The sequence below is a fragment of the Streptomyces sp. DSM 15324 genome (genome assembly GCF_001514285.1).
Lineage (GTDB): Bacteria > Actinomycetota > Actinomycetes > Streptomycetales > Streptomycetaceae > Streptomyces.
The window spans coordinates 1-16,321 of sequence record NZ_KQ949023.1; the positions used below are offsets into that span (position 1 = coordinate 1).

A 16,321-nucleotide genomic window follows, 5' to 3' on the forward strand; every position below is an offset into this window, starting at 1 on the left:
CAGGACATTTGGACGCTCATTCCCGCGGACTCCATGGCGAGCCCGCTTTTCTCATAGTCGTCCCGCTGCCTTCAGCGCAAGGTAGGCGTCCGCGAGGGCCGGGGCGAGGTCGTCGGGGGTCGCGTCCACGACGGTGACTCCGTGCCGGCGGAGTTGTTCGGCTGTGCGATGGCGTTCGGTCTGGGCCTGGGCGGCGGATGCGGCGTCGTACACCGCGTCGGCACTGCCGCGGAAGGTGGCCATGCGGGCGATGTGGGGGTCGGCGACCGACGCGACGAGAACGGTGTGGCGCTGGGTGAGTCGAGGGAGGACCGGGAGGAGGCCTTCCTCGACCGGGGCGGCGTCGAGTGTGGTCAGCAGGACGATGAGGGACCGGCGGGGAGCCGTACGGAGCGCTGTGGTGGTGAGGGTCCTGGCGTCCGTCTCGACCAGTTCGGGTTCGAGGGGGGCCATGGCGTCGACGAGGGAGGGCAGGACGTCACGGGCCGAGCGGCCCTGCACAAGGGCGCGGACCCTCCGGTCGTAGGCGAGGAGGTCGACGCGGTCGCCTGCGCGGGAGGCCAGGGCGGCGAGGAGGAGGGCGGCGTCCATGGAGGCGTCGAGACGGGGGGCGTCGCCGACACGTGCGGCCGACGTGCGGCCGGTGTCCAGGACCAGGAGGATGTGGCGGTCGCGTTCCGGGCGCCATGTGCGGACGGCGACCGTGGAGTGGCGGGCCGTGGCGCGCCAGTCGATGGAGCGCGTGTCGTCGCCGGGGACGTATGCGCGCAGGCTGTCGAATTCGGTGCCCTCGCCGCGGGTGAGGGCGCTGGTGCGGCCGTCCAGTTCGCGGAGGCGGGCGAGTTTCGAGGGGAGGTGCTTGCGGCTGGTGAACGGGGGCAGGACGCGTACCGTCCAGGGAACCTTGTGGGTGCCTTGACGGGCGAGGAGGCCGAGGGGGCCGTAGGAGCGGATGGTCACGCGGTCGGCTCGGCGGTCGCCGCGGCGGGTGGGGCGCAGGCGGGTGGTGATGCGGCGGCGCTCGCCGGCGGGGACGGTCAGCTGGTGGCGGGACGCCTCGGTTTCTGTGCCGGGCTGCCAGCTGCTGGGCGGCCAGCCGTCGCGGATGCGGGCGCGCAGCGGGCGTCGGGAGGGGTTGGTGAGGGTCAGGGTGACGTCCGCGGGCTCACCGAGGCGTGCGGTGGTGTCACCGGAGCGGGTGAGGCGCAGGGGGCGTACGGGGGCTGCCAGGGCGTAGTCGCAGGCACAGGCCAGGGCCAGGGGGGCGTTGACGGCGAGGATGCCTGTCCAACTGGGGTCCCAGAGGCCGACGGGGAGGGCGCCGAGGGCCGCGAGCAGGGCGGCGCGTCCGGTGAGTGCCATCAGCGGGGGACGGGGACGTGGGCGAGGAGTGCGGTGATGACGGAGTCGGCCGTCACGCCTTCCATTTCGGCTTCCGGGCGGAGCTGGACGCGGTGGCGGAGGGTGGGGAGGGCGAGGGCTTTGACGTCGTCGGGGATGACGTAGTCGCGGCCGGTGAGCCAGGCCCAGGCACGGGACGTGGCGAGGAGGGCTGTGGCGCCGCGCGGTGACACGCCGAGGGTGAGCGAGGGGGATTCGCGGGTGGCGCGGCAGATGTCGACGACGTACGCGGTGATCTCGGGGGAGATGGTCGTCTTGGCGACGGCCGCGCGGGCCGCTTCCAGGTCTGCCGGTCCGGCGACGGGGCGTACGCCGGCGGCGTGGAGGTCGCGCGGGTTGAAGCCTTCGGCGTGGCGGGTGAGGACGTCGATCTCTTCCTGGCGGGAGGGGAGAGGGAGCGTCAGTTTGAGGAGGAAGCGGTCGAGTTGGGCTTCGGGGAGGGGGTAGGTGCCCTCGTACTCGACGGGGTTCTGGGTCGCGGCGACGAGGAACGGGTCGGGCAGGGGGCGGGGGGTGCCGTCGACGGTGACCTGCCGTTCCTCCATGGCCTCCAGGAGGGAGGACTGCGTCTTCGGCGGGGTGCGGTTGATCTCGTCGGCGAGGAGGAGGTGGGTGAAGACCGGGCCGGGCTGGAAGGAGAACTCGGCGGTGCGCGCGTCGTAGACGAGCGAGCCCGTGATGTCGCCGGGCATGAGGTCGGGGGTGAACTGGACGCGCTTGGTGTCGAGTTCGAGTGCGGAGGCGAGGGCGCGGACGAGCAACGTCTTGGCCACTCCGGGGACTCCTTCAAGGAGAACGTGTCCGCGGCACAGAAGAGCGACGACGAGGCCGGTCACGGCGGGGTCCTGGCCGACCACGGCCTTGGAGATCTCGGCGCGCAGGGCTTCCAGGGAGGCGCGGGCGCGGCCCGGGTCCCCGGTGTTCCCGGCGTTGTCAGTGGTCGGGTCCATCATGGACGGCGTACCTCTCTTTCGAGGGCGTCGAGTTGGTCGGCGAGTGCGATGAGGGCCGTGTCGTCGCTGGGCGGCGGGCCGAAGAGAAGGGAGTGCAGGGGCTGTCCGCCGGAGGGGAGGCGGGCGGACAGGGCGGGCAGGAGTGCTTCGGGCATGTGTGCCTGGGTGACGGGGATGCCTACGAGGGGGGCCAGTCGGGTGCGGGTGGTGGAGCGAAGAGCGGTGGCCGCGCGGTCGCGGGCGCGGGCTGCGCGGTAGAGGCGGGCGCGGCCTTCGACGGTTTCCGAGGCGCGGATCGCCACGGGGAGTTTCTCGGGTACGAGCGGGCCGAGTCGGCGTGCCCGCCAGAGGGCGGCGAGCGCTGCCGCGACGAAGAGTTGCAGGGTGCCCCAGAGCCAGCCCGAGGGCAGCAGGTCGAAGAAGGATTTCTCGTCGCCGGGTTCGGTGGCGGAGGTGTCGGAGAGCGAGGGGAGGTACCAGGTCAGATGGCGGCGGGAGCCGAGGAGTTGAAGGGCGAGCGAGGCGTTGCCCTGCTGGTCGAGTCGGGTGTTGTAGAGGATGTCGGGTGCGCCGATGACGAGGGTGTCGCCGCCGCCGGAAGGGTCCGGGATGCGCAGGAGGGTGGCCAGTCGCCGGCTGGGGTAGCACATGTCGGCGTCGAGGTGGCGGGTGCTGTAGCGGATGCCGCCGGTCTCGGCGGTGCCGGCGCGTCGGGCCTCGGGGAGGGCGCAGTCGGGGGCGAGGGCGGAGCCGCGGCTGGCGGCCGGGTCCGCGGTGACCCCGGGGGCGAGGGTGGAGACGGAGGGGCTGCCGGGAGCGATGAGGACGGTGCGGCCGCCGGAGCCGGAGGTCGTGGCACGCAGGTCCTGCTGCTGGCGCTCCGTCAGAAGGTCGGGGGCGGCGACCAGGAGGGTGGTGTCGGGGCCGGTGGCGGCGCGGGCCTCGGCGAGGGTGGTGACGACACGGGTGGAGACGCCCCGGTCGGCGAGGAGTTCGGCGACGGCGCGGCTGCCGTAGGGGTCGGCGGAGCGGGGGTCGAGGGTGCCGTGCCGGGCGTCGGAGCGCAGGACGGCGAGTGCGACGCCGGCCGCCAGGAGGAGCGTGACGGCGAAGGCCACTCCTCGCGCGCGGGTCCACAGGTGGCGGACGGTGGGCGAGGTCGCGGTGGCGGGGAGCGTGGCCTCGGTGGTCATCCGGCGGCTCCCCGGCGGGTGGTGGGGGCCGCGTCGGCGGTGCTGCGGGTGGTGAGCAGGGGTTTGGCGCGCTCCAGGTCGAGGTCGAGTTCGGCGATGCGGCGGTACGCCTGCTCGGTCGCCGGGCGGCCTCCGTACGTCACGTCGTCGAAGACGCGGGCGGCGGTGTGGAGTCGGTCGCTGTGGCCGGGGAGGGTGCGGCCGGCCTCTGCGGCGGCCTCGTCGGCGGTGCGGCCGGGGCGGGTGTCGAGGAGCGCGCGTTCTTCGAGGGAGCGGACGACCGCGCGCATGCGTTCCTGGAGGGCCTGGCTCCAGTGGCCCTGGGAGGCGTGCGCCTCGGCGGCGGCCCGGTGTTCGGCGGCGGTGCGGGGGCGGTCGTCGAACAGGGCGGCGGTAGAGGCGGGTTGGCGGCGGGGGGTGCCCAGGCGCCACCACAGGGCGCCCACCACGGCCACGACGGCCGCGAGGACCACCAGCACGCCGACGATGCCTCCGGGGGTGGCGCCGGACGCTGTGGCGAACAGGTCGCCGATCCAGTCCCAGAGGGTGGTGAGGGCGCGCTGGAGGAGGCTGGGGTCGTGCTCGTGGTACAGGCGTTCGGACAGCTCGCGTCGGGCCGCCTCGCGCGCGGGATCGCGGGGGATGGTCAGCGGAGGCGTGTCGTCGGAGCGGACGAGTGTGCCGTGCGGAAGTGAGGGCGCGGTGAGGGTACCCCCCGTCAGGCTCACCGCATCAGCTCCCCGAGGTGGTGCCGGGGTCGGGGGAGCCGTAGCCCTGGACACCGGCGGCGCGGGCCAGGTCGAGGTCGAGGGCCTCGCGGCGGATGCGCTGGTCGATGTAGAGGAGGACGACGACTCCGGCCGCGATCGGGAAGGTGATCATGGAGCCGATCACCGAGCCGATGCCGCTGACGATCAGGTAGGTCCAGCCGTAGTCGCCCGTGCCGTCGACGAGGCTGCCGATGCCGCTGTCGCTCATCGCGGCGCCGGCGAAGGCGAAGGGGACGAGGACGATCGTCGCGACGATGTTCGCGATGATCAGGGCGAGCAGCTGGATGCCGAAGACCCGCCACCAGGAGCCGCGGACGAGTTTGGCGGAGCGGCCCATCGCCTTCGTGATGCTCTGCTTCTCCAGCATCAGCGCGGGCGAGGAGAGGGAGAGCCGGACCAGCAGCCACAGGGCGACGAAGACCGCGACGAAGGTGCCGAGGACCGACAGCGCGACCCCGCCCTCGCCGGCCCCGGCGGCGCTCGCCAGGATGCCGGGCAGCGCGCCTGCGGCGCCCACCGCGCCCGCGATGAGCAGCAGCAGGAAGATCAGCCCGAACAGCCGGGGGATCCGGGGACGGGCATCGCGCCAGGCGTCCTGGAGGGTGGCGGGCTTGCCGAGGACCGCACGGCTGATGACGGCCGTGAGCAGGGCGGTCGCGAAGATGGTGCCGACCAGCGAGACCAGCAGCAGGACCCCGGAGTTGAGCATGACGTCGCCCATGGCGCGGGTCTGCTCGTCGAGGGTGGCGCTCGGGTCGCTGAGGGCGGAGGTGTCCGTGGTGTGGTCGAGGACCAGGCCCTGGAGCAGGACGACGATGACCTCGGTGACGATCGCGACGGTCAGCGAGATGCCCAGCACCGTGCGCCAGTAGGTGCGCATCGTGGTGACCGCGCCGTCGAGGATCTCGCCGACGCCGAGGGGGCGCAGCGGGATCACACCGGGCTTGGCCGCGGGCGGGGGGCCGCCCCAGCCGTTGCCCCAGGCCGGGTAGGGGGCGTAGCCCGGGTGGCCGTGGGGGGCACCGCCGTACGGGCCGGCGGGCGGGCGGCCGCCCCAGCCGGGGCCGGGCGGTGGCGGCGGAGGCTGGAGGGGGTTCTGCGGAGCGGCCTGGCCCGGCTGCTGGGGGCCTGCGGGCGCGGACCACGGGCCGGGGGGCGGCTGCTCCTTGGACCACTTCGCTTGGGGGTCCGGTGGATTCGCGGCCGACTGGCCCTCGGGCTGCGCGTGGGCGGGCTGGTCAGCGGGGTCGGACGCGCCGGGCTCCCGCCCGTCGGACGGGGCGGATCCGGGCGAGGCCCAGCCCGGAGTGTCTTTCATCGTCGCTCCTTCACGATGCCCGTCCGCGGGCGCGGCGGCAGGTTGGCTGCCATCGTGCCATGGGGTGGTCATGAGGAGACCGGCCGCGGTAAGGGCTGCACACCTTCAATTGTCCGCCGGACTCGGGGCAGACTGACCGCATGGCTGATCAGTACGCGCAATCCGGTGAGGACAAGCGGCAGGCCGAGATACCGGCGATCCGTTGGGAAGAACCACCCGAAGGCCCCGTGCTGGTGCTTCTCGACCAGACGAGGCTGCCGGCCGAGGAGGTCGAACTGGTCTGTACGGACGCGTCGGCGCTGGTGGAGGCGATCCGTTCGCTGGCCGTGCGAGGGGCGCCGCTGCTCGGCATCGCCGGGGCGTACGGCGTCGCGCTCGCCGCCGCCCGGGGCTTCGACGTGGAGGAGGCGGCCACCGCGCTGGCGGGAGCACGGCCCACCGCGGTGAACCTGTCCCTCGGGGTGAACCGGGCGCGGGCCGCCTACCGGGCGGAGCTGGCGGGCGGAGCCGGTCCGGCACAGGGGGCGCAGGCCGCGCTGGCTGCGGCACGGCGACTGCACCGGGAGGACGCCGAGGCCAGCACCCGGATGGCCGGGCACGGGCTGGCGCTCCTGGACGAGCTGCTGCCCGGAGGCGGGCACCGCATCCTCACGCACTGCAACACCGGCGCGCTGGTGTCGGGCGGGGAGGGGACGGCGTTCGCCGTCGCGCTGGCCGCGCACCGCGTGGGGAGGCTGCGGCGGCTGTGGGTGGACGAGACCCGTCCGCTGCTGCAGGGCGCCCGCCTCACCGCGTACGAGGCGGCGCGCAGTGGTATGGCGTACACCCTGCTGACGGACAACGCGGCAGGCTCGCTGTTCGCGGCGGGCGAGGTGGACGCGGTGCTGATCGGGGCGGACCGGATCGCGGCCGACGGCTCGGTGGCGAACAAGGTGGGGAGCTATCCGCTCGCGGTGCTCGCGCGGTACCACCATGTGCCGTTCATCGTGGTCGCGCCGGTGACGACCGTCGACCCGCACACGGCGAGCGGGGCGGCGATCGAGGTCGAGCAGCGCCCCGGGTTCGAGGTGACCGAGGTGACGGCGCCGCAGGCGCCGGTGACGGGCGCGGGAGGCGGGATACCGGTGGCGCCGCTGGGCACCCAGGCGTACAACCCGGCGTTCGACGTGACGCCGCCGGAGCTGGTGACGGCGATCGTGACGGAGGAGGGCGTGGTGTCGCCGGTGACCGCCGAAGGGCTCGCCGAACTCTGCGCGAGGGCCCGTCCGGGGACGGGTGCCTGATGCCCTGGAGATCACGGTCTGTCGGCGAGGGCAGACAGTGACGGTCCCGTACGACTATCGTCACCGGGCGGTGAGGCTTCTCACCTGCGTCACCTTCACCGTTATGAGAATGGGATGATGTCGTTTATGAAGGGACGAGTCCTTGTCGTCGACGACGACACCGCACTGGCCGAGATGCTCGGCATCGTGCTGCGTGGTGAAGGTTTTGAGCCGTCTTTCGTAGCCGACGGTGACAAGGCGCTGGCCGCGTTCCGGGAGGCGAAGCCCGATCTGGTGCTGCTGGACCTGATGCTGCCCGGACGGGACGGCATCGAGGTCTGCCGCCTGATCCGGGCCGAGTCCGGTGTGCCGATCGTGATGCTCACGGCGAAGAGCGACACCGTCGACGTGGTCGTCGGGCTGGAGTCCGGCGCCGACGACTACATCGTCAAGCCGTTCAAGCCGAAGGAGCTCGTCGCCCGCATCCGGGCGAGGCTGCGCAGGTCGGAGGAGCCGGCGCCGGAGCAGTTGGCGATCGGTGACCTCGTGATCGACGTCGCCGGACACTCCGTGAAGCGCGACGGGCAGTCCATCGCGTTGACGCCGCTGGAGTTCGACCTGCTGGTCGCGCTGGCGCGCAAGCCGTGGCAGGTCTTCACCCGCGAAGTCCTCCTCGAACAGGTGTGGGGTTACCGGCACGCCGCCGACACCCGCCTCGTCAACGTCCACGTCCAGCGGCTGCGCTCCAAGGTCGAGAAGGACCCCGAGCGCCCGGAGATCGTGGTGACCGTCCGAGGCGTCGGATACAAGGCGGGGCCGAGCTGACATGCCCGGGGACAGTGCCGCTTCGGCCCCCGGCCGGTCCGGGGTCCGACCGGAGCGGCCTGTCGGCCGGAAGACCATGGATTCACGCTTCGGACGCCTCCTCGAAGGCGGGCTGCTCCAGGGCGGGATGCAGGGCAGCCCGATCCTGCGCCTGCTCCTGCGCTGGGTACGCCGGCCGCTGCTGCCCGTCATGCGGCTGTGGCGCCGCAACATCCAGCTCAAGGTCGTCGCGACCACCCTGCTGATGTCGCTGGGCGTCGTCCTGCTGCTCGGCTTCGTCGTCATCGGGCAGGTGCGCAACGGACTGCTCGACGCCAAGGTCAAGGCCTCCCAGGGCCAGGCCGCCGGCGGATTCGCCGTCGCCAAACAGAAGGCCGACGAGGCGGTCGCCGCGGGCGGCGACGGGAACGCCGTCGACAGAAGCTCCCTGCAGAACGTCACCGAGTGGATGAGCGAACTCGTGTCGTCGCTGTCCAGCGGCGGCCAGGGCGCCTTCGACGTCGTCACCCTCCCCCCGGGCGACGACAGCGGCGGCGGACCGGGACCCCGGTCCTCCGGCTACGTCGACCCCAACAAGAGCGTCCCCGAAGCCCTGCGCGACCACATCAACGGCAACGCCGGAGCAGCCCAGAGCTACTCCCGCATCCTCTACAGCAACGACAAGGAATCCCAGCCGGCCCTCGTCATCGGCAAACAGCTCAACGACCCCAACGGCGACCCCTACGAGCTGTACTACCTCTTCCCGCTCACCCAGGAGGAGAAGTCCCTCAGCCTCGTCAAGGGCACCCTCGCGACCGCCGGGCTCTTCGTCGTCGTCCTCCTCGGCGCGATCGCCTGGCTCGTCGTACGGCAGGTCGTCACACCGGTCCGCATGGCCGCGGGCATCGCCGAACGGCTCTCCGCCGGGCGTCTGCAGGAACGTATGAAGGTCACCGGAGAGGACGACATCGCCCGCCTCGGGGAGGCCTTCAACAAGATGGCGCAGAACCTCCAGCTCAAGATCCAGCAGCTGGAGGACCTCTCCCGCATGCAGCGGCGCTTCGTGTCCGATGTGTCGCACGAGCTGCGCACACCGCTGACCACCGTACGGATGGCCGCCGACGTCATCCACGAGGCGCGTGAGGACTTCGACCCCGTCACCGCGCGGTCCGCGGAACTCCTCGCCGACCAGCTCGACCGCTTCGAGTCCCTGCTCGCCGACCTGCTGGAGATCAGCCGCTTCGACGCCGGCGCTGCCGCCCTGGAGGCCGAACCCATCGACCTGCGCGAGGTCGTCCGGCGCGTCGTCAGCGGCGCCGCGCCCCTCGCCGACCGCAAGGGCACGACCATCCGCGTCCTCGGCGACCAGCAGCCCGTCGTCGCCGAGGCGGACGCCCGGCGCGTCGAGCGGGTCCTGCGCAATCTCGTCGTCAACGCCGTCGAGCACGGCGAGGGCAAGGACGTCGTCGTCAAGCTCGCCGCGGCCGGCGGGGCCGTCGCCGTCGCCGTACGCGACTACGGCGTCGGACTCAAGCCCGGTGAGGCCACCCGCGTCTTCAGCCGCTTCTGGCGCGCCGATCCGGCACGCGCGCGTACCACCGGCGGCACGGGCCTCGGACTGTCCATCGCCCTGGAGGACGCCCGGCTGCACGGCGGCTGGCTGCAGGCCTGGGGCGAACCCGGCGGCGGCTCACAGTTCCGCCTCACCCTGCCCAGGACCGCCGACGAACCCCTGCGGGGCTCGCCGATACCCCTGGAACCCAAGGACTCGCGGCGCAACCGCGGCCTCGGTGACCTGGGACAGGGCGGCAGGGGCGGCGAGAAGAGCGCCACCGTACCCGTGCAGCCCGCCCGCGAACCCCTCTCATCCGCACACGCCCCGCTGGCACCCCGCACGGCCACGGTGACCCCCACTGCCGACCCGACCGCCCTGCCCGGCAACGGCGCACGCGTCGTGGCCCGGCCCGCCGCCCCGGCCACCCGGACCAGCGACGAACCCGCCGACGGCACCGCCGCGGCACGCGCCGACGCGGGGCACAGGGACGCGGGGCACAGGGGCGCGGTGGGCAGAGACGTGACGCGCAAGGACACGGCATCCGGCGACACCCCTGGCCGGCCGGATGCCGGACCGCAGGGTCCGGACGAACAAGGGGAGGCATTCCGTGGGCGCTGACCGCCAGAAGCGCGACCGGCGCACACCGGCGCGCGTGGTGGCGTACGCCGCCTGTGGCGCCGTACTGCTCGCCGGATGCGCCTCCATGCCCGACCGCGGCGACCTGCGTGACGTCGAGTCCACACCGCGCCAGGACACGCAGGTACGGGTGTTCGCCATGCCGCCCCGCGACGACGCTCCGCCCTCCGAGATCGTCCAGGGCTTCCTCGAGGCCCTGACCAGCGACGACCCCAGCTTTGCGACGGCCCGGCAGTATCTGACCAGCTCCGCGGCCCAGAGCTGGCAGCCGGAGCTCTCCACCACCGTCCTCGCCGACGGACCCGGCGCGGAGGCCGGACGGTCGGGCGGCCGGGACGGCGGCGACACCTCCTTCACCCTGACCGGTACGAAGGTCGCCACCGTCGACGCCCAGCAGTCCTACACACCCGCCTCCGGCGGCTACAACCAGACGGTGCACCTCACCCGCGACAAGAAGACCGAACAGTGGCGCATCGACGTACTCCCCCAGGGGGTCGTCATGGGCAAGTCGGACTTCCAGCGGAACTACATGTCCGTCAACAAGTACTACTTCGCCTCCAACACCACCTCCGCCGCCTCCGGGCAGCCCATGGCCGTCGCCGACCCCGTCTACGTACGGGAACGGGTCGACCCCACGACCCAGATGGTCCGCTCCCTGCTCAGCGGTCCCACCAGCTGGCTCCGCCCCGTCGTCCGATCCAGCTTCCCCACCGGCACCGCACTGCGGAAGGGCGTCAGCGCGCTCGCGCCCGACGACCAGAACAAGCTGACCGTGCCGCTCAACGACAAGGCCGCCCACATCGGCCGGGGCAAGTGCGCCGAGATGGCCGCCCAGCTGCTGTTCACCATCCAGAGCGTCACCCCCACCGTGCAGGAGGTCGCCCTGCGGGCAGGCGGCCGCCAGCTGTGCTCGCTGGGCGGCGACGCCGCCGCGGGCGTCGCCACCCGCGGCAGCGAGGCCGACCCCGAGTACCTCTACTTCATCGACGGACGCCACCAGCTCCGTCGCATGCCCTCCGGCGCAGGCGCCGACGGCAACGCCAAGGCCGACCCCGTCCCCGGAGCGCTCGGCGACGGCACCAAACCACTGCTCTCGGTGGCCGTGGCCCGCGACGAACACAGCGCCGCCGGAGTCTCCCTCGACGGCCGGAGCCTGTACGTCACCTCCACCGTGGCCAGCGCCTCCCTCGGTGACCCCGTCCTCACCAGCACCGGCAGGACCGAGGCCGACCGCCTCACCACCCCCACCTGGGACGCACAGGGCGACCTGTGGATCGCCGACCGCAACCCGGTCGCCCCCCGGCTCCTGCTCCTGCAGAAGGGCGGCGGCAAACCCGTCGAGGTGCTCACGCCGCGGCTGGACGGCCGTATCAACGCCGTACGGGTCGCCGCCGACGGGGCGCGCATCGCACTCGTCGTGGACAAGGACGGCAAGCAGAGCCTGCTCATCGGGCGCATCGAACGGGCCGCGGGCAGCGGTGACCAGCCGTCCGTGTCCGTACAGGAACTGCGCTCCGCCACACCCGAACTCGAGGAGGTCACGGCCGTGGCATGGGCCGGCGACAGCCGTCTCGTCGTGGTCGGGCAGGAGTCCGGCGGCGTCGAACAGGTGCAGTACATGCAGTGCGACGGCTCGATCCCCGAGTCCGGCACCCTGCCCGGCCTCACCGAGGTCACCAGCATCGCCGCCTCCGAGAACAGCGACAAACCCCTCTTCGCGACCTCCAAGGACGGGCTGCTGTGGCTGCCCGGCGGGAGCGGGTGGCGCACCCTGAAGGAAACCGCCTCGACGGCGTTTTATCCGGGGTGATCCCTTCGGCGTCCGCCTTTCCGGAGTGGTCCTCCGATTAGGCCGGCCGGGCTCTGAGGAGAGCCAGGCCGGCCTTTTATCTTACTTACCGGTCGGTTTTCCACAGGTCCCCCTCCACGGTTTTCCACAAGGGTGGCCGCCACCCTCTTCCCCCGGCACAGTGAAGACGTGGACGGAGTGCGCAGGTGGTGGCAGGAGATCGCCGGCCTGGTGCTGCCGGCCGAGTGCGCGGGCTGCGGGCGGGCCCGTACGGCACTCTGCCCGCGGTGCCGGGGCGCGCTCCTCGGAAACCGACCGCGGCGGGTACGACCGGAACCGGAACCGGCAGGGCTCCCCGCCGTGCACGCGGCGGCGCCCTACGCGGACGAGATCAGGGCGGTGCTGCTGGCGCACAAGGAAAGGGGCGGGCTGGGGCTGGCGGGGGTGCTGGGGGTGGCTGTGGCGGGGGCGGTGCGGGTGGGGTTGGGGGAGGCGGGGGTGGGGGAGGGGGAGGGGCCCCCGCCCCCGCCTCCCCTTCTCCTCCTGGTCCCCGTCCCCTCCGCCCCCGCCGCCACCCGCGCCCGAGGCCACGACCCCGCCCGCCGTATCGCGCTGGCGGCGGCCGGGGAGCTGCGCCGGGCCGGGGTGCGGGCGCGGGTGGCCCCGGTGCTGCGGCAGCGCCGGGCGGTGGCCGACCAGACGGGGCTGAACGCGCGTGAGCGGCAGGAGAACCTGGTCGGCGCGCTGGCGGTGGTGCGCGGGGGCGGGCGGTTGCTGTGCGGTGGGCCGGTGGTGCTCGTCGACGACCTGATGACGACGGGTGCCTCGCTCGCGGAGGCGGCGCGGGCGGTACGGGCCGCGACGGCGGCGGAGCCTCTGGGGCAGGGGCAGGGGCAGGGGCAGGGGCAGGCGCAGGCGCAGTACGGGACGACTGCCGGATGCGCGCGCGGTGCCCTCGGTGTGACGGGCTTGGGCGGGCCGGCGGCCAGCGGGGCGACGGGGGTACCCGGCGTGCAGGCGGTCCTCGGGGTGCCCGGGCTTCACGGTGCGGACGGCGTCCTCGACGCGACGGGCTACCCCGGCGCGCACGGCGTCCCCGGGCCGGCGGTGCGTCCCGGGTCGGCGGTGCGTCCCGGACCGGAGGGCGGCTCGTACCCGATGAGAGGTCGTCCGGAGGGCGGCCCGGGGCCGACGAGGATTCGCGGTCCCGGGGACGGCCCGGTCCGGGCGAGGGATCTCCGTCCCGAGGCGGACTTCGGGGGTGGTCGTGGTGGGTCGGCCGTGTACCTCGGGGACGGTCGGGAAGGGAGAGGGGTACGGCGGTTCCGGACGGCGGAGGGAGGTGCGCGGGCGGCACGTGGCGGTGACGTGCTCTGCGCGGCCGTGGTCGCTGCGTCGCCGGATTCCTTCGTAATAAACCGGAACTGACTGCGAAGTTGCGTCGTTGCAGCTAATGACAGGGTCAATTCACCTGAACGGAGGTATGGCGCAGTAGAGGGTGACGACATCCGTCCCAGCGAGATATGTTCGGTTGTGAGGGAAAGCCGCAGGCCACACCTCTCATTTCCGAATGCCGTGCTGCGGTTTGGGGAATCGTCCGCCGCACCTGGGGTGTAGATCTCGCCGATGGGGGAGGAGGAGGTGGAAGTCACCAAGTCCGCGGTTCCGGTGCTCACCGGAGCCTGGTGCAAAAGGGAGACGCTCCGCACTGAGGCGGAGTGATCCGGGAACGGAGTTCTGCGTGGACATCGTCGTCAAGGGCCGCAAGACCGAGGTGCCCGAGCGGTTCCGCAAGCACGTGGCCGAGAAGCTGAACCTGGAGAAGATCCAGAAGCTCGACGGCAAGGTGATCAGCCTCGACGTCGAGGTGTCCAAGGAGCCCAACCCCCGACAGGCCGACCGGTGCGAGCGAGTGGAGATCACGCTCCGCTCCCGCGGCCCTGTGATCCGGGCGGAGGCCGCGGCCAGCGACCCGTATGCGGCACTCGACCTGGCGGCGGAGAAGCTGGACGCCCAGCTGCGCAAGCAGCACGACAAGCGGTACACGCGCCGTGGCGCACGCCGGCTCAGCGCGGCAGAGGTTCCCGACCACGTCCCGGGCGTGGCGACGCTCAACGGCAACGGACACCCCGTTCCGGCCGAAGCGTCGGACAGCGTGCCGACAAAGAAGATCGGTTCGCTGGAGGTGCAGGGCGACGGCCCCCTCGTGGTCCGGGAGAAGACCCACGTCGCCGCTCCGATGACTCTCGACCAGGCCCTCTACGAGATGGAGCTGGTCGGCCATGACTTCTATCTGTTCGTCGACTCCGAGACCAAGCAGCCGAGCGTCGTCTACCGGCGCCACGCCTACGACTACGGCGTGATCCACCTCGACACGGACCCCATGGTCGCCCAGGCGCACTCTCCCGAGGCGGGCGGGGCGCTGGGCGGCTGACCCTGCCCGGTGACAGTGGTTGACGCGGTTGTGCCCCTGGAGCGCTGTGTGCGCCCCCAGGGGCACCCGTGCGCGACCCCCAGGGGCAGCGCTCTGTCACCGCTTTGTCGCACGGGCATGGAATCATGGCCGGTGCGGCCCAATCGGTGGGCCGCAGCCTTGGGTTGGCGCTGGCTCAGGACCACAGCCGCAGCCTTGCAGGGGGAGGAACGATGGCGGACAGCTTCGGACCGATGCGGGACGAGGATGCCGACGACGGCGTCGTCGGCATGGGCCCGGACGCGGGTGCTTCACGCAAGGAGCCGATCAGAGTCCTTGTCGTGGACGACCACGCCTTGTTCCGCCGGGGGCTGGAGATCGTGCTCGCGGCCGAGGAGGACATCCAGGTCGTCGGTGAGGCCGGGGACGGCGCGGAGGCCGTGGACAAGGCGGCCGATCTGCTGCCGGACATCGTGCTGATGGATGTGCGGATGCCCAAGCGCGGCGGTATCGAGGCGTGCACCTCCATCAAGGAGGTGGCTCCCAGCGCGAAGATCATCATGCTGACGATCAGCGACGAGGAGGCCGACCTCTACGACGCGATCAAGGCGGGTGCGACGGGCTATCTGCTGAAGGAGATCTCGACGGACGAGGTCGCCACCGCGATCCGGGCGGTCGCGGACGGGCAGTCGCAGATCAGCCCGTCGATGGCGTCGAAGCTGCTCACCGAGTTCAAGTCGATGATCCAGCGCACCGACGAGCGCCGGCTGGTGCCCGCGCCCCGGCTGACGGACCGTGAGCTGGAGGTGCTCAAGCTGGTGGCGACCGGGATGAACAACCGGGACATCGCCAAGGAGCTGTTCATCTCCGAGAACACCGTGAAGAACCATGTGCGCAACATCCTGGAGAAGCTGCAGCTGCACTCCAGGATGGAGGCGGTGGTGTACGCGATGCGGGAGAAGATCCTCGAGATCCGCTGAGGTCGTTCAGCGCAGGGCGGTGGCCAGGGCGCGGGTCACCGCTTGGGTGAGGGGGTCGCGCAGTTCCGGCGCGTCGACCCGTTCCACCCGTACGTCCGTGCAGTCGACCCAGCTCGCCGCCTCGACCAGTGCCTCGGCGACCGCCGGCACCGCCTTGGGGCTGTGCAGGCCGACCTGTCTGGCGACCAGGGTGTGGCCCTCGCGGGCCGGGTCGACGCGGCCCACGAGCCGGCCGCCGGCCAGGACGGGCATCGCGAAGTAGCCGTGGATCCGCTTGGGCTTGGGGACGTAGGCCTCCAGGCGGTGGGTGAAGCCGAAGATCCGCTCGGTGCGGGCCCGTTCCCAGATGAGGGAGTCGAACGGGGACAGCAGGGTGGTGCGGTGGCGGCCGCGCGGCGGGGTCGCCAGGGCCGCCGGGTCGGCCCAGGCCGGCTTGCCCCAGCCCTCGACGGTGACCGGGACCAGGCCCGAGTCGGCGATCACCGCGTCGACCTGTTCGCCCTTGAGGCGGTGGTAGTCGGCGATGTCCGCGCGCGTGCCGACGCCGAGGGACTGGCCGGCGAGGCGGACCAGGCGGCGCAGGCACTCGGTGTCGTCGAGTTCGTCGTGCAGCAGGTCGGCGGGGACGGCGCGCTCGGCGAGGTCGTAGACACGTTTCCAGCCGCGGCGCGTCACGCAGACGACTTCGCCGTACATCAGGGCGCGTTCCACGGCGACCTTGGTGCCGGACCAGTCCCACCATTCGCTGGTCTTCTTCGCGCCGCCGAGTTCGGTGGCGGTGAGGGGGCCCTCGGCGCGGAGCTGTTTGAGGACCTGGTCGTAGGTGCCCTCGGGGAGGTCGTGGTGCCACTGGGGCCGGTTCCGGTAGGCGCGGCGGCGGAAGGCGAAGTGGGGCCACTCCTCGATGGGGAGGATGCAGGCGGCGTGGGACCAGTACTCGAAGGCGTGGGTGTCCTTCCAGTAGGCGTCCTCGACGGCTGCCCGGCCCACGCGTCCGAGGCGGGCGTAGGGGATCAGTTCGTGGGAGCGGGCGAGGACGGAGATGGTGTCGAGTTGGACCGCGCCGAGGTGGCGGAGGACGCCGCGGACGCCGGCCCTGCGGTCGGGGCTGCCGAGGAAGCCCTGGGCGCGCAGGGCGATCCGGCGGGCTTCGTCTGCGGAGAGCTCGGTGCTGGGGCGCGGGGTCGTCATGTCCCGCACGATAGGCGGTGGCACTGACAGTCCGGGGTGAGCTGGGGATTCGTCCG

General features: G+C 72.5%; 12 protein-coding genes and 1 pseudogene. 7 read left to right on the forward strand and 6 right to left on the reverse strand.

Annotated elements, in window-relative coordinates:
* Positions 1-51 precede the first annotated feature (51 nt).
* The 5 genes from AQJ58_RS00005 to AQJ58_RS00025 are packed head-to-tail and all read right to left on the reverse strand — an operon-like array spanning position 52 to position 5,635.
* The gene (locus AQJ58_RS00005; RefSeq protein ID WP_067243575.1) at positions 52-1,362 is read right to left on the reverse strand and encodes a DUF58 domain-containing protein; all 1,311 of its coding nucleotides are present in this window, start codon (positions 1,360-1,362) and stop codon (positions 52-54) included.
* Positions 1,362-2,351 carry an AAA family ATPase gene (locus AQJ58_RS00010; RefSeq protein ID WP_107121931.1) on the reverse strand — a complete coding sequence of 330 codons (990 nt, stop codon included), beginning with the start codon at positions 2,349-2,351 and terminating at the stop codon, positions 1,362-1,364. The genes AQJ58_RS00005 and AQJ58_RS00010 overlap by 1 nt, the downstream gene beginning before the upstream one ends.
* On the reverse strand, positions 2,351-3,547 hold the full coding sequence (locus AQJ58_RS00015) for a DUF4350 domain-containing protein (protein WP_067243579.1): 1,197 nt from the start codon (positions 3,545-3,547) through the stop codon (positions 2,351-2,353). The genes AQJ58_RS00010 and AQJ58_RS00015 overlap by 1 nt, the downstream gene beginning before the upstream one ends.
* Entirely contained in the window at positions 3,544-4,275 is a 732-nt protein-coding gene (locus AQJ58_RS00020) for a DUF4129 domain-containing protein (protein WP_067243581.1), read from the reverse strand. The genes AQJ58_RS00015 and AQJ58_RS00020 overlap by 4 nt, the downstream gene beginning before the upstream one ends.
* A 4-nt stretch (positions 4,276-4,279) precedes the next feature.
* Positions 4,280-5,635, reverse strand: coding sequence for a glycerophosphoryl diester phosphodiesterase membrane domain-containing protein (locus tag AQJ58_RS00025; RefSeq protein ID WP_067243582.1), 1,356 nt, complete (start codon positions 5,633-5,635; stop codon positions 4,280-4,282).
* A 140-nt stretch (positions 5,636-5,775) separates the two neighbouring features.
* On the opposite strand from AQJ58_RS00025, the gene mtnA reads away from it, so the two are divergent.
* From mtnA to AQJ58_RS00060, 7 genes and pseudogenes are all read left to right on the forward strand, one after another.
* Complete coding sequence (mtnA, locus tag AQJ58_RS00030; RefSeq protein ID WP_067243584.1) at positions 5,776-6,918, forward strand: S-methyl-5-thioribose-1-phosphate isomerase; 1,143 nt, start codon at positions 5,776-5,778, stop codon at positions 6,916-6,918.
* A gap of 114 nt (positions 6,919-7,032) precedes the next feature.
* Positions 7,033-7,722: a two-component system response regulator MtrA gene (gene mtrA / locus AQJ58_RS00035; protein ID WP_187283109.1), complete on the forward strand. Its 690-nt coding sequence runs from the start codon at positions 7,033-7,035 to the stop codon at positions 7,720-7,722.
* Between the two features lies 1 nt (position 7,723).
* Complete coding sequence (gene mtrB, locus AQJ58_RS00040) at positions 7,724-9,874, forward strand: MtrAB system histidine kinase MtrB (RefSeq protein WP_067243586.1); 2,151 nt, start codon at positions 7,724-7,726, stop codon at positions 9,872-9,874.
* Entirely contained in the window at positions 9,864-11,702 is a 1,839-nt protein-coding gene (locus AQJ58_RS00045) for an LpqB family beta-propeller domain-containing protein (protein ID WP_067243588.1), read from the forward strand. Before mtrB ends, AQJ58_RS00045 begins: the two co-directional genes overlap by 11 nt.
* A gap of 177 nt (positions 11,703-11,879) precedes the next feature.
* Positions 11,880-12,575 (forward strand): annotated as a pseudogene (locus AQJ58_RS44145) (ComF family protein); the annotation flags it as partial.
* 847 nt (positions 12,576-13,422) lie between these two features.
* Positions 13,423-14,115, forward strand: coding sequence for a ribosome hibernation-promoting factor, HPF/YfiA family (hpf, locus tag AQJ58_RS00055; protein WP_055638881.1), 693 nt, complete (start codon positions 13,423-13,425; stop codon positions 14,113-14,115).
* A gap of 212 nt (positions 14,116-14,327) precedes the next feature.
* The gene (locus AQJ58_RS00060; protein WP_055638882.1) at positions 14,328-15,074 is read left to right on the forward strand and encodes a response regulator; all 747 of its coding nucleotides are present in this window, start codon (positions 14,328-14,330) and stop codon (positions 15,072-15,074) included.
* A 6-nt stretch (positions 15,075-15,080) separates the two neighbouring features.
* Here the strand turns inward: AQJ58_RS00060 and AQJ58_RS00065 are convergent, their stop codons facing one another.
* On the reverse strand, positions 15,081-16,265 hold the full coding sequence (locus tag AQJ58_RS00065; RefSeq protein WP_067243590.1) for a winged helix-turn-helix domain-containing protein: 1,185 nt from the start codon (positions 16,263-16,265) through the stop codon (positions 15,081-15,083).
* Between the last annotated feature and the right edge of the window lie 56 nt (positions 16,266-16,321).

What these genes read in the sequence shown, in the direction of transcription:
- AQJ58_RS00005 (WP_067243575.1), bottom strand. Translation starts at nt 1,362, where the DNA reads ATGGCACTCACCGGACGCGCCGCCCTGCTCGCGGCCCTCGGCGCCCTC.
- AQJ58_RS00010 (WP_107121931.1), bottom strand. Translation starts at nt 2,351, where the DNA reads ATGGACCCGACCACTGACAACGCCGGGAACACCGGGGACCCGGGCCGC.
- AQJ58_RS00015 (WP_067243579.1), bottom strand. Translation starts at nt 3,547, where the DNA reads ATGACCACCGAGGCCACGCTCCCCGCCACCGCGACCTCGCCCACCGTC.
- AQJ58_RS00025 (WP_067243582.1), bottom strand. Translation starts at nt 5,635, where the DNA reads ATGAAAGACACTCCGGGCTGGGCCTCGCCCGGATCCGCCCCGTCCGAC.
- mtnA (WP_067243584.1), top strand. Translation starts at nt 5,776, where the DNA reads ATGGCTGATCAGTACGCGCAATCCGGTGAGGACAAGCGGCAGGCCGAG.
- mtrA (WP_187283109.1), top strand. Translation starts at nt 7,033, where the DNA reads ATGATGTCGTTTATGAAGGGACGAGTCCTTGTCGTCGACGACGACACC.
- mtrB (WP_067243586.1), top strand. Translation starts at nt 7,724, where the DNA reads ATGCCCGGGGACAGTGCCGCTTCGGCCCCCGGCCGGTCCGGGGTCCGA.
- AQJ58_RS00060 (WP_055638882.1), top strand. Translation starts at nt 14,328, where the DNA reads ATGGCGGACAGCTTCGGACCGATGCGGGACGAGGATGCCGACGACGGC.
- AQJ58_RS00065 (WP_067243590.1), bottom strand. Translation starts at nt 16,265, where the DNA reads ATGACGACCCCGCGCCCCAGCACCGAGCTCTCCGCAGACGAAGCCCGC.